The 12,067-nt window shown below is 68.9% G+C and carries 13 protein-coding genes, 1 other RNA gene and 1 pseudogene; 8 read left to right on the top strand and 7 right to left on the bottom strand.

Features of this window, described 5'->3' with window-relative positions; translation table 11 throughout:
- Together FL344_RS36740 and FL344_RS36735 are read left to right on the top strand one after the other, a co-directional pair.
- Positions 1-875: ComEC/Rec2 family competence protein (locus FL344_RS36740; protein ID WP_368667463.1), on the top strand; the 875-nt coding region annotated here is incomplete at its 5' end.
- Positions 876-888: 13 nt separating this feature from the next.
- Positions 889-1,134 (top strand): DUF3006 domain-containing protein, encoded by a 246-nt coding sequence (locus FL344_RS36735; protein ID WP_141593678.1) that lies wholly within the window; start codon positions 889-891, stop codon positions 1,132-1,134.
- Between the two features lie 4 nt (positions 1,135-1,138).
- Here the strand turns inward: FL344_RS36735 and FL344_RS36730 are convergent, their stop codons facing one another.
- Positions 1,139-2,878, bottom strand: coding sequence for an AgmX/PglI C-terminal domain-containing protein (locus tag FL344_RS36730; protein WP_141621780.1), 1,740 nt, complete (start codon positions 2,876-2,878; stop codon positions 1,139-1,141).
- 148 nt (positions 2,879-3,026) lie between these two features.
- Between FL344_RS36730 and FL344_RS36725 the strand changes: the two genes are divergently transcribed.
- On the top strand, positions 3,027-3,320 hold the full coding sequence (locus FL344_RS36725; protein WP_090490285.1) for a TIGR02300 family protein: 294 nt from the start codon (positions 3,027-3,029) through the stop codon (positions 3,318-3,320).
- A gap of 87 nt (positions 3,321-3,407) precedes the next feature.
- Here FL344_RS36725 and FL344_RS38785 read toward each other — a convergent pair whose 3' ends face one another.
- Positions 3,408-3,575, bottom strand: coding sequence for a hypothetical protein (locus FL344_RS38785; RefSeq protein ID WP_163884686.1), 168 nt, complete (start codon positions 3,573-3,575; stop codon positions 3,408-3,410).
- A gap of 142 nt (positions 3,576-3,717) precedes the next feature.
- A complete protein-coding gene (locus tag FL344_RS36720) occupies positions 3,718-4,542 on the bottom strand; it encodes a hypothetical protein (protein WP_141621779.1) in 825 nt (274 codons plus the stop codon).
- A gap of 106 nt (positions 4,543-4,648) precedes the next feature.
- Between FL344_RS36720 and FL344_RS36715 the strand changes: the two genes are divergently transcribed.
- Genes FL344_RS36715 through FL344_RS36705 form a run of 3 tightly spaced genes read left to right on the top strand, consistent with a single transcriptional unit; the run spans position 4,649 to position 7,088 of the window.
- Complete coding sequence (locus tag FL344_RS36715) at positions 4,649-5,380, top strand: zinc ribbon domain-containing protein (protein ID WP_141593675.1); 732 nt, start codon at positions 4,649-4,651, stop codon at positions 5,378-5,380.
- 18 nt (positions 5,381-5,398) lie between these two features.
- Positions 5,399-6,037 carry a ribonuclease HI family protein gene (locus FL344_RS36710; protein WP_090490449.1) on the top strand — a complete coding sequence of 213 codons (639 nt, stop codon included), beginning with the start codon at positions 5,399-5,401 and terminating at the stop codon, positions 6,035-6,037.
- Positions 6,038-6,068: 31 nt separating this feature from the next.
- Positions 6,069-7,088: a restriction endonuclease gene (locus FL344_RS36705; RefSeq protein WP_141621778.1), complete on the top strand. Its 1,020-nt coding sequence runs from the start codon at positions 6,069-6,071 to the stop codon at positions 7,086-7,088.
- Between the two features lie 16 nt (positions 7,089-7,104).
- Here FL344_RS36705 and FL344_RS36700 read toward each other — a convergent pair whose 3' ends face one another.
- Complete coding sequence (locus FL344_RS36700) at positions 7,105-8,433, bottom strand: reverse transcriptase family protein (RefSeq protein ID WP_141621777.1); 1,329 nt, start codon at positions 8,431-8,433, stop codon at positions 7,105-7,107.
- A 284-nt stretch (positions 8,434-8,717) separates the two neighbouring features.
- Here FL344_RS36700 and FL344_RS36695 point away from each other — a divergent pair.
- Both FL344_RS36695 and rnpB read left to right on the top strand, forming a co-directional pair.
- Positions 8,718-9,986: pseudogene (locus FL344_RS36695) on the top strand (RNA polymerase sigma factor); the annotation flags it as partial.
- Between the two features lie 71 nt (positions 9,987-10,057).
- An RNA gene (rnpB, locus tag FL344_RS36690) (RNase P RNA component class A) lies at positions 10,058-10,453 on the top strand.
- 22 nt (positions 10,454-10,475) lie between these two features.
- On the opposite strand, the gene FL344_RS36685 is transcribed toward rnpB, so the two are convergent.
- From FL344_RS36685 to FL344_RS36680, 3 genes are all read right to left on the bottom strand, one after another.
- On the bottom strand, positions 10,476-10,853 hold the full coding sequence (locus FL344_RS36685; RefSeq protein ID WP_141621776.1) for a DUSAM domain-containing protein: 378 nt from the start codon (positions 10,851-10,853) through the stop codon (positions 10,476-10,478).
- A 10-nt stretch (positions 10,854-10,863) separates the two neighbouring features.
- On the bottom strand, positions 10,864-11,292 hold the full coding sequence (locus tag FL344_RS39590; RefSeq protein WP_141621775.1) for a hypothetical protein: 429 nt from the start codon (positions 11,290-11,292) through the stop codon (positions 10,864-10,866).
- A 92-nt stretch (positions 11,293-11,384) separates the two neighbouring features.
- A complete protein-coding gene (locus tag FL344_RS36680; protein ID WP_171445472.1) occupies positions 11,385-11,942 on the bottom strand; it encodes a hypothetical protein in 558 nt (185 codons plus the stop codon).
- Between the last annotated feature and the right edge of the window lie 125 nt (positions 11,943-12,067).

Below are 12,067 nucleotides of genomic sequence, written 5' to 3'. Positions count from 1 at the left end.
CCCCCGCCACCCCCAACGCGCTCCAGCGGCTGCCCCTGGGCGCGGGCGTGTCCCTCACGGTGCTGTGGCCCCGCGCGCCCACCGAGCCGCTGCTCGACGTGCCCGAGGCCGCGCTGGAGGCCAACTCCGTCATCCTCCGGCTCACCTATGGGGACACCGCGGTGCTCTTCATGGCGGACGCGCATGCCCGGACGGTGGACCACCTGCTGGCGCGCAACGCCCCCATGCAGGCCACGCTGCTCAAGGTGGCCGCGCACGGCACCGAGGGGCCCACCACCGCCGCCTTCCTGACGGCCGTGGGGCCTCGCGCCGCCGTCATCTCCGCGGGCGAAGGCAACCTGATTGGCGCCCCCGCGCCGGCCATGCTCGAGCAGTTGGAGGCCACCGGCGCGCAGGTGTTCCGCACCGACCTTCACGGCGAGGTGCAGGTGGTGAGCGACGGGAAGACGCTCGTCGTCACGCCGCAGCGCCTGTCGGCTGGCGTCCCGGAGGACACGCGCTACAGCTACCTGGGCCTGGGCACGCCCATGCCTCGGGACACCGCGCTCGTGGGAGACTCCCGGCGCGCGACGAGCCGCTCCGGCACGCGTGACGGCTCGGGCAAGCAGCCCACGGGGAAGATGTACACCCTGAGCCTCGACGACCCGACGGACGAAGGGGCGCCCCCCTCTCGGGCGGGCTCGCGCTCGCGGAGCGGGGCCTCCGACTCGGGCGCCGTGAAGGTGGGGACCTACGTCGGCAGCGTCCGCAGCGACGTGTTCCACAAGCCGACCTGCCGCAACGTCGTGAAGATCAAGTCATCGAACCTGGTGACCTTCTCCAGCCGGGAAGAGGCCTCGCGTGGACGGCGGCCTGCCCGGGACTGCAACCCCTGAGGAGCCACGCCCCATGACGACCCGGGCCACGCTGGACCGAATCGAAGACGACATCGCCGTGCTGGTGGTGGAAGGCCGTGAGCTGACGCGCCCCCTGAGCGAACTGCCCGAGGGCATCCGCGAGGGCGACGTGCTCGACCTCGACACCCTGGAGGTGGACGCTGAGGCCACCGAGGCCCTGCGCGAGGAGGTGCGCAGGGCCCGTGAGAAGGCGACGCGCGGCAAGAAGCCGCCGCCGGCCGGGAGCTTCGACCTCTAGGCGGCTACATCGACTTGGAGAGGACCAGCGGAATCTCCAGGTCCACGTCCTCGCCAGCGAAGGCGGAGAAGACCATCCCCTTCGCGCGGTCACGGATGCAGGTGCCCACGGGGCTGTTGCGGTTCAGGTCCTTGCGGTCGAACGAGGCCGCCTTCACCGTGCCCGAGCTGCCCACGGTGGCCGTCAGCGTCACCTTTCCGCCCTTGAAGGACGGGTTCTTCCGCAGCTCGGCCTCCACGCAGTCACGGAAGGCGGGCTGCGTCTTCGCCAGCACGCGCTCCACCTCTTCGTCGGACGGGCCGCCGACTTCCTCGGTGTCCGCGGCGGCCACTTCCTCGCCGCTGCGCACCGTCGGGTCCACGTCCTTCTTGTCCGGGTCCACGTAGACGGCCTCCAGCGCCCCCTTGGACGGCGCCGCGGCGGCCTCCGGGTCCGCAACCGCGCCGGTCTCACCGGGCGCGGCGGCCGGGCGCTTGCCCTCCGAAGGGGGCACCGGGCGCTTGCCCTCTGCGGGCGGCTTGGGGGACGCGGGCGGCGGCTCACGGCCCATCAGCTTATCGCGCAGCGCGCCCACGCCTTCCGACGAGAAGATGGGCTGCTCCACCGCGTTGCCGCTGGCGTCCACCGTCTGCACGCGCAGCGGCACCACGCCCAGCGTCTCCGACAGGACATACGCCAGGCCCAGCGGGACGATGAGCAGCAGCAACGCGAAGACGGCGTACTTCCAGGCGGGGTTGCGGCGCGTGACACCCGACTTCTTGGCGAAGTGGCGCGTGTCCTCGACGGCCTTGCCTTCGTCGTCGTCCTCGCCGCCGCCCAGCGCGGCCCGCGGATCATCGGGGTACGGCACGCCGCCGTCGTCCTGGGGCTCCTCGCCGTCACCGGCGTTGCGGTTGCCCGGCAGGTCCAGGTCGGAGAACAGCGCGTCGTCCAGCGGCGCGGCGCTGGCGGCCTGGGGCTGCGGCGCGCGGCGGGTCACCTGGGCCTGCTGCTGCGGCTGCGGCTGCGCGCGCGGCAACGGGTCGCCGTAATACGTGTTGTCCGGCGCTTCCTCTTCCTCGTCCGGCCAGGGCTGCTCGGACTCGGCGTGCCGCGGCTCTGGCTCGGGCTCCGGGATGAAGGCCTGCGGTTCCGGCTCCCGGCGCACGGGCGTGCCGCGCGAGGGGCGTGCAGGCTCGGGCGGAGGCGGCGCGGCGATGGCGGGCGGCGGCGGAGGCGGCTCTGCGACGGGCGGCGGCTCGAAGAGGCCGGCCAGCTCGGGGATGTCCGAACCGCGCTTCCAGTCCGCCATGCCCTGCTGCCAGAAGAAGCTGCGGCCATTCACGGTGTTGGTGGCCACCAGCTCACGGAGGGCGCCCTCGTCCAGCGGGCCCTCCTGCTTGTTGCGCACCATGACGAACCAGGGCGAACCCGTGGCCTTCATGGGCGCGGCGCGCGTGGGCTCATCGTCCCAGGGCGTCTGCAGGGCGGCCGCGGGCGCCTTCGCCACCGGAGCGGCCGCGATGGGCGCGCTGATGACGGCGGCCGGGGCGGCGCTCGCCTCGGGCTCCGCCAGGGAACGCTCCTGGGCGCGGATGCGCTCCACGTCCGCGAGGGACACCACGCGGGTGTTCTCTTCCTCGGCGGGCCCTTCGACGGTGATGACGTTCTGGCAGTTCTTGCAGCGGACCTTGACCGTCTTGCCGCGGACCTTTTCGTCCGCAATGGAATACCGCTTCTGGCAATTGTCGCAGGTAAAGTTCAAGAGGGGTGTCCAGCTTCCGGGGGAAAACGTGGGCGGGATGCTACCGCTAGAAATCTCCGGCGCAAACCACAGGTTGACTCTGTCTTGCGGCCCAACTATTGAGCCGCCCTCCCCCCTGTCTTCACTCGCCTTTTACACAAGGTGGCGAATGCCGGCGAAGGACCTCGGAACAAAACACGTCTGCTTCAAGTGCCAGACGAAGTTCTACGACATGAAGAAGCCGGACCCGATCTGCCCGAAGTGTGGGGCGGATCAGCGGGAAAGCCCGGCGCTCAAGCCCCAGCCCGAGGGAAGGCGTGGCCGTCTCGCCGCTGCCCCGAAGGTCATTGAGCCTATTGAACCGGAGGAACCCGCCGGTCGCGGCGAAGACGACGAGGAGGAGCTGGACTCCTTCGACGACGACGAGGCGGCGGGAGGCGATAGCGAAGAGGACGAAATCTAGGTTCGCAAACAACGAGGGGCTCCACGGCACAAGCCGGGAGCCCCTTCGCTTTTCAGGCCGTGGCGTTCGCGCCCGGACGGCCCGGCTTCAGTTGGACGAGGCGGGCGTCAGCTCCACCAGCGCGCGGCGGAGCTGCTCGTACAGGGTCGGCCCCATCTCCTGCATGCCGATGGGCCGAACCGCCGCCTTCCGGGGCGCCTCCAGGCCGCGCATGCCGTTGCTCGGGAATGCTTGCTTCTTTGGTTGCTGCTGCATGACTCGGCCCCCTCTTCTCGGTCGTGGCTTCTGCCGCCCGCATAACAATTTTTCTGTCGGAACGGAAACGCCAATCGATTCGCGGCTTCTCAACCTTTTAGACGTCGAGCGCCGGAATCCTTCAAGGGTACGGACTGGCGGGCTACTTCAGGTCGGCCACCGGCCACTCCGCGTCCACCTGGACGCGCTCGCCGGCGCGAACCGTCACGGTGCGGGCTTGTTCTGGAAGCCGCTCGTGCCAGAGGACCAGGGTGTGGGTGCCTTCGGGGACCTCCAGTTGGAAGCGTCCGTCCGCGCCGCTGGTCGCGAAGTACTCATGATTGAAGGTGCGCACGCGCGCGCGCATCCACGGATGGATGTCGCAGTGGATGGGGACCTCGCCTGGCTCTGCGGGCAACTGCCGCTTCACCGTCATGCCCTCCAGCGGCATGGCCACGTTGAAGAAGGCGCGGTTCGTTCCGGAGGCGGCGCGAACGTTGTGGACCAAGGGGTCCGAGTTGCGGATGACCAGGGTGCTGCCGGTGCGAGCGGCCAGCACGGGCGGGTCATAGACACACTGCTTCTGGTCCAGCACGGGCTCCGGCGCGGCGCGCGCGGACGCGGGCAGCGCGTGGCCGTCTCTAAGGGAAACCACGGTGTGGGCCAACGCGCCCCCGCTTCCCACCACGAGCGTGCGCTCCTCCGTCTCCTCGCCACACACGGAGACGACGGTGCCGATGGTGGGCTGGCGAGCGGGTGCGGGGGGCGTGCCGGCAAGACGGACGCGCCCCTCGATGACGCCCCACTTCGTGTTCGTGGCGGCGGGCGCGATGGCCGGCGACGTGGTGGTGGCGGGCGGCGGAGACGCGGACTCCTTGCAGGCAGGAGTGAGCGCGCAAAGAACGATGACGAAGGATGGACGAAGCACGCGCTCCGGTCTAACGGGTGCGTGAAGCTGTTTCAAATGCAGCATGGCAGCAAGGGCCACGAGGGATGACTCGTGGCCTATTTGGACGTTGGACCCTCATTAACCTTGTTGGTACAAGAACTAGGCCGTTGCCGTACACGGTGCGGCCCTGTGGGAGGCAGCAACTTTGCGGGAGAAATTGAAAGCGCTGGCGGAGCTGCAGAACGTGGACCTCGAGGTCGCCTCGCTCCGAAAGGCCGCGGACGTTCACCCCCGTCAGATTGCCGAGCTGGAGCGGGAACTGGGTGTGGCCCGCAGCGCCATCGAGGCGGAACGGGCACGCGTCTCCGACATGGAGAAGCAGAAGGCCCAGCTCGAGCAGAACATCACGGACGAGAAGGACAAGGTGAAGAAGTGGGAGACGCGGCTCAGCGAGCAGCGCTCCACCCGCGAGTACTCCGCCCTGGCCCGTGAAATCGACATCGCCAAGAAGGCCAATCTGACGATGGCGGAGGAGCTGACGGAGCTGACGAAGCAGCTCGGCGGCGCTCGCGAGGCCATCAAGAGCAAGGAGGCCGACTACGCGACGAAGCAGCAGGGCCTGTCCGGCCGGATGACGGAGCTGCGCGGCAAGCTGGGCGAGGCCGAGTCGCAGGTGAAGGGGCTGGAAGGTCGTCGTGCCGAAGTGGCCTCGAGCGTGGATGCCACCCTGCTGCGCCGCTACGAGGTGGTGCGCAAGAAGAAGCTGCCCGCCATGGTCGGCGTGGTCGCCGGCACCTGCCAGGGCTGCAACATGAACGTGCCCCCGCAGCTCTACAACCAGCTCCGCACCGGGCTGGGCACGGACATCTGCCCTTCGTGCAACCGCATCATCTACGCGGTGGAAGCGCTGCAGGAAACTCCGGCGGCGTCGAAGTAGCGGCACGGCTTCGTGGACATGCCCGCGCCGTCCATCATCGACATCCTCCGCCACATCGCGCGTGAGGAGCCGTTGCAAGGGACGGTACGTGCGTTCCGAGGCCTCACCCGGGAGCACCTCGGGCAGCTCATTGAGGACGCCGCACAGCGGCTCGGCGGGATGTCGCCAGCCTCCGCTGCGTCGGCTCCGAGCACGCAGGTGCCGGCTGGGGCCATGAGCCCGCCGGTGGATGCGGCGCCCGCTTCCGAATCGCATCCGCGGCTGCGCGTCTATTCAGATGGCGCGGCTCGGGGCAACCCAGGGCCCGCGGGCGCGGGCGCGGTGCTGATGGACCCCGAGGGCAACGTGGTGGCCCGGCTCGGGCGGTTCCTGGGGCATCAGACCAACAACTGCGCGGAGTACATGGGCCTGCTGCTGGGCCTGAAGCATGCGCAGTCACTGGGCGCGCGCGAGGTGGAGGTCTTCGCGGACAGCGAGCTGCTGATTCGTCAGCTCGGCGGGCGCTACCAGGTGAAGAGCCCGACGCTCAAGCCGCTGTATGAAGAGGCGCGGAAGCTGCTCAAGGGCTTCACCAAGGTGAAGCTGCACCACGTCCCCCGCGCGCAGAACGCCGAGGCGGATGAGATGAGCAACCGCGCCATCGACGAGCGGCTGTAGCCATTCCAGGGACGGACATCAGGGGGAAGTGGTGACTGCCAACAAGCGCCTGTGGTTCATCCGTGCGGGTCGCGGTGCCGCGTTCTTCGATGCCTTCAAGACGGAGGGGCTCGTCGGCATCGGATGGGACAAGGTCGGCCCGCTCGCGCCAGACATGAGCGCGGACGAGCTTGAAGCCCGGTTCGCCAAGGCATATCCGGAGGACAAGGAAGGCACCCGACGCGTCTGGGCGGCCCAGGTCCGCCGGTTCATGCGCGATGTTGAGCAAGGCGACAGCGCGGTGACATACGACCCGAACGAGCGCATCTACCTACTGGGGCGCATCGAATCGGGCGTCGAAAACCGCGCCGGGCCGCCTCCGCTTGTCCGCCGCGTTCGCTGGACGCACCACGTCCTGCGAAACCAGTTGAGCGCGGCGACTCGAAACGGCCTCGGCTCCATCGCCACATTGTTTCGACCCAGCGCGGAAGCCACCGCGGGACTCTGGGCGCAAGCCGTGGAGCTGGAACGTCCCGTAGCGTCCCTGCCGCCCACGCCGGCCCCCGTCGTGGACAGCGACGAGGGCACGGAAGCGGTGCTCCGGGAGGAGCAGGTCGAAAAGGCCGAACAGTTCATCGAGGACCGTATCGCAAGGCTGAACTGGAGCGAGATGCAGGAACTCGTCGCGGGCATCCTCCGCGCCATGGGCTACCGCACGCGCGTCGCCGCACCTGGCGCGGACCGAGGTGTCGACATCTTCGCTTCGCCAGACGGGCTGGGCCTCCAGGAACCTCGCATCTTTTGTGAGGTGAAGCACCGCGTGGGCGAGTCCATGAACTCCCAGTCGATTCGTGCGTTTCTCGGGGGCCGCAAGCAGGGCGACCGATGCCTCTACGTCAGCACAGGCGGATTCACCAAGGATGCACGTTATGAAGCAGACCGCTCCTCGGTCCCGCTCCGACTGCTCACGCTCTCCGACCTTCGTGAGCTTCTGGTCGAGCAGTACGAGAACCTCGACGCGGAGACGCGGGCGTTGGTCCCCCTGAAAAAGCTCTACTGGCCCGTCGGGTAGTCGAAAGGCGTGGGCGTCAGTCCCACGCAATCTGGTCGAAGGTGGCGCGCAGCTTCGCGCCTCGGGCCGGGTGCAGGTGTGCGACCCAAGCGATGCGTCCCAGCAGATGCGCGCGGAAGTCGGGGTGGCCCTCGGTGTTCTGACTCGCGGGGCCTCGCGTGCGGCACAGGTGGAGAATGGCCTTCAGTCGCTCGTAGTCCGTGCGGCGAACGGAAGGATGCTCATTCACCACCACGCCCGCGAGCCGCTGCTGGGTGCTCCGGTGCATCACCCGCGTCTTCCCCGTGCGCGGCGTGAAGCCCTCCTCTCGGAGAATCTGGCTCACGTACCGCAGCAACTTGTGCGTGCGCCGGGCCAATGCGTCACCACCCGAGAACGCCATGTCATCCGCGTATCGCGTGTACCGCGCGCCCATCGCCTCTGCGAGCGCCGACAGCCGGACGTCGAGCCGGTACGCCGCGAGGTTGGCCAGCGCGGGCGACGTGGGTGCCCCCTGTGGCAAGTGCCGCGATTCGAGCCTCCGCGCCAGACGCCAGCGCGCGCTCGCCTCGGCGAGTGAATCCGGCCGCCGCGCCTGCGACACCACCGCGCTGGGTGTGCGGTTCGTGCAGAGTCCCCCGAGCGCGCTCACCACGCCGTCCGGATATCCCGCCGTGCGGAACACCGCCCAGATTCGGGCGGGCCGCACCGCGAAGAAGAAGTCCTCGATGTCCACTCGCACCACGACGGCCTGCCGTGCGTGAGGCTCCGCGAAACCAAGAACGCTCCGCCCCGCGACGAAGCCATGCGCCGCGTCGTGCGGCGGGATGTGGTCCAGAATGCCGTGGAGCAGCTTGCGCTGGACCAGGAGCAGGTCCAATCCCGGCCGCTCCAACAGGCGCTCACCACCGCTGCGCTTCGGAATCCAGGTGTATCGGTAGCGCCGCCACCGCCCTGGCGAGGACGTGCGCTCGATGCCCGGTACATCCGCCAGCCAGTCCAGTTGCGCCCCTGTCACCCCCAACCATGCCGCGAGTTCGGCTTGGGTCGGCAGCGACGGCACGGGCCACGGCTGACGCGCCATCCGCGGCTCGGACGCAATCCAGCGCACGATGCGCGCACGCGCCGAAGGGTCTGTGAAGCCCCGCTTGAACGCGGGGCGCGAAGCCAACAAGTCCCCGAGCAACTCCATCCGCGCATGCGGCGGACGCGGGAAGAAGAGCATCGCGCTGCGAGCCAGGGACGACACCCAAGGCGCCCGTCCTCCGACGACCTCCGTGCCTCTTTCAATGAGCCCCTTGAGCGTCCAGGGCCCCGCGAGAAACGCGGACGCGAGCGCCTGAGCCACCACGCGACGCTCACTCATCTTCCACACTCACGCCATGCGGCGGCGTGGTCCCACCTGTCGTGTCTTGCGTGGCCCGGGCCGCGGCTCGCCGCGGAGACGGCCGCGCGTGACGGTGTGCTCCTGATGAAATGTCCCCGGGGGTGCCCCGGAGAGGCAGCGGACCGCATCTGCACGGACCGGCTACCCGCTGGGTGTCCAAGCCGCCGCATGGCTCGCCGACGGTACACGCCGCACTTTCAAAAAGAAAATGCCGGGCGCACACGCCCCTTGTGCCACGAGCGAACGGTGATTGAGTTACGCCCGTGACGGCTTCCACCGAGACACAACGGGCCATTCAGGCGGTCTGGAGAATCGAGTCAGCTCGCCTCATCGCGGGTCTCGCGCGGATGGTGCGCGACGTGGGCCGCGCGGAGGAACTCGCACAGGACGCGCTCGTCACCGCGCTCGAAAAATGGCCGGAGACGGGCGTCCCGGACAACCCGGGCGCGTGGCTCATGGCCGCCGCCAAGCGCCGCGCCATCGACGAACTGCGCAGGGGCAAGCTCCTCGAGCGCAAGCACGAGGAACTCGGTCACGAACTGGAGTCGCTGCAAGGCACCGCCGCGCCGGACCTGGACGCCGCGCTCGACGACGTCGTGGGCGATGACCTGTTGCGATTGATGTTCGTCTCCTGCCACCCGGTGCTCTCCAAGGAGACACGGGTGGCGCTCACGCTCCGGCTGCTCGGAGGCCTGACGACCGAGGAGATTGCCCGCGCCTTCCTCGTCCCCGTCCCCACCGTGGCCCAGCGCATCGTCCGGGCCAAGCGCACGCTCGCGGAGGCACGCGTCCCCTTCGAAGTCCCCGATAGCGAGGAGCTGGCCGCCCGCCTGTCGACCGTTCTCGAGGTCATCTACCTCGTCTTCAACGAAGGCTACGCGGCGACGGCCGGCGATGACTGGATGCGCCCCGCGCTCTGCGAGGATGCCCTGCGCCTGGGCCGAATCCTGGCGGGGCTCGCGCCGAAGGAGCCGGAGGTCCATGGCCTCGTCGCCTTGATGGAGATTCAGTCGTCCCGCTCACGAGCGCGCATCGGACCGAAGGGCGAGCCCGTCCTCCTGTTGGAACAGAACCGGGCCCTCTGGGATCAGCTCCTCATTCGCCGGGGCCTCGCAGCGCTCGAACGCGCCGAGGCTCTGGAAGGCGCACAGGGCCCCTATGCGCTCCAGGCCGCCATCGCCGCATGCCACGCCCGCGCGCGCACGGCCGAGGCCACGGACTGGGCACGCATCGCAGCGCTCTACGACACCCTGGCCCAGGTCGTCCCCTCCCCTGTCGTGGAGCTCAATCGAGCGGTCGCCCATTCCATGGCGTTCGGCCCGGAGGCGGGGCTGGCCCTCGTGGACGCGTTGACCTCGGAACCCTCACTCCAGGGCTATCACCTGCTGCCCAGCGTCCGCGGAGACCTGCTCGGCAAGCTGGGCCGGCTCGACGAGGCCCGCGCGGAGTTCGAGCAGGCCGCCGCCCTCACGGCGAACGCGCGAGAACGCGCGTTGCTCCTCGAACGGGCCGCCGCCTGCGCGCGCGGAAGCGGACGTTCCAGAGCCCGGTGGACGCCCCGGAGTGGACCGCCCCTGCCCGGCTGTTGTAAGCGCAAGGTGCCGGAGCGGCCCGGGTGAACGCCGGTCACCGCAGTCATGGGTGGCGGGAGGAAAGTCCGAGCTCCAGAGGGCAGGGTGCTGGCTAACGGCCAGTCGAGGCGACTCGCAGGAAAGTGCCACAGAAAACAGACCGCCCGTTCCGCAAGGGGCGGGTAAGGGTGAAACGGTGCGGTAAGAGCGCACCGCGTCCGGGGTGACTCGGACGGCTCGGTAAACCCCACCTGGAGCAAGAGCCAATAGGAGCGCGTCCTCGCCGTACGGAGGACAGGGATGGCCCGTCCCATGCGTTCGGGTTGCTCGCTGATGAGGCCCCTGGGCAACCAGGGCCCTAGATGAATGTTCACCGCCCATCCCGAAAGGGGTGGGAACAGAACTCGGCTTACACGGCCGCTCCGGCGTTTTTCCTCTAAGTTCAAGCAGTTACGGCTCGTCGAGCGCATCCAACTGAATCTGGGCGAGCTCACGGTAGTAGGGGACGACCTCAACCGCGAGCAGGTCCAACAGCGGTGCGCGTGCGGCGCCAAGGTCACCTTCCTCCTGGAGCCTGTTCGCGTCAGTGAGGGCACGCGACAGGCGCCGCGACCCCACGCGGATGCGCTTCGCAATTTCCTTGAGCAGCGCGGCGGCGCTCGCGTCGCCTTGCAGTGCCTTGGCTGCATCCTCGGGTGCAATGGCGACCTCGGATGCGGTCTCCCGCAGCAGTGCGCGGGTTTCATCCGTAAGGGCGAGCGGCTCTCCGAGGTCAGTAACCCGGTGGTTCAGCTCCCAGATTCTGTTCCAAGCGTCGTGCTCCGGCATGGGCGGGCCCCTATCTGCGCTGGTGGCATTCCTTGAATGGCCACTGCTTTTGTCCTTCGCACCGCCGGAAGCAGGCGTAGCAGTCCCCTTCCCATCGCGGTTTCTTCTGGTCCCGGCAGGCGACGTACGTGTTGATGCAGTGTTCCTTCCATCCGTCGTCAGCGTCGTCTTCGTCTTCCTTTTCATTCGCGCGCCTCATGGCGGCGTCCATGGTCGCAATGTGCGCGGCGGACTCGCCCGCCGTGAGGCCACAAGCCTCGGGCACACCTGGGTTGCGCTGGATGCAGCACGACACGGTGTCTGTGCAGGACGCCAGGGCATAAGCGTTGTGGCGCCCCATGCCGCGGCGGCCAACGGTGCTTGTGGCGATACCTGAGCAACCTGTTGTGAGTGCGAGAAGGACAGTCGCAGCTTGGAGGACGAACTTCCTGGCAGGCATGCTTTCGAGGCTAGACACACACTGCCGCCCGCGCCCATCTTCGAAGGCCAGAAGGTGGAGTGTGAGCCCCCAAGTGCCCGCTCAGGCGCGACTCAACGCGCCACGGGCACCTGGCCCAGCAGGATGCGGTCCTTGCCGTCGTTGCGCACGGCGTTCGGGTTGAGGATGCGCAGCCGGGAGTCCGTGCGCGGCTCCCAGAACCCCAGCCAGATGTTCAGCGCGCGGGCCGTCGAGCCGGGCGGCACGTAGATGGGGAACTCGTCCTTCACCGTCTCACCGGGCTTCCACTGCGACGTGGGCAGCATGCCGCCCGCGGGCTTGTGGTCCACGTTGATGCGCTCGGCGCGGCCGTCCGCGTCCTCCACGTGGACGAAGATGAGGTAGTCGTCGTCCATGGGCTGGAGCACCTTGAAGTAGAGCGCCACCTTCGCCTGGTCTCCGGGCGTCAGCCGGCCGGGCTCCACCGTGGCCCCCACCAGCTCCACCTTGCCGCCCAGGTTGGCGCCGCTCTTCACGGACAGGGGGGGCACCTGGGTGACGGTGGCCGCACGCCGTTCCTGCGCGCTCGCGCCGCCGGGCGCCTCCACGATGCAGGCGCTGCCGAGCAGCAGGAGCGACGGGAGCAGGACACAAGAGGGCTTGAGACGCATCACGACCGGGTTCTACCCGGCCACGGGCGCTGCATCCACCGGCGCGTTGGTGTATGCGAACCCGCGCACATGAAGACGCCCAACGCCCTCGACGCCCTGACCGCGCAGGTGCCGCCCGCCCCCTC

Origin of the sequence: Myxococcus sp. AB036A (assembly GCF_006547355.1) — a bacterium.
Lineage (GTDB): Bacteria > Myxococcota > Myxococcia > Myxococcales > Myxococcaceae > Myxococcus > Myxococcus virescens.
Note: the sequence above shows the minus strand (reverse complement) of the source record. Positions and strands in the feature narration are given on the sequence as shown.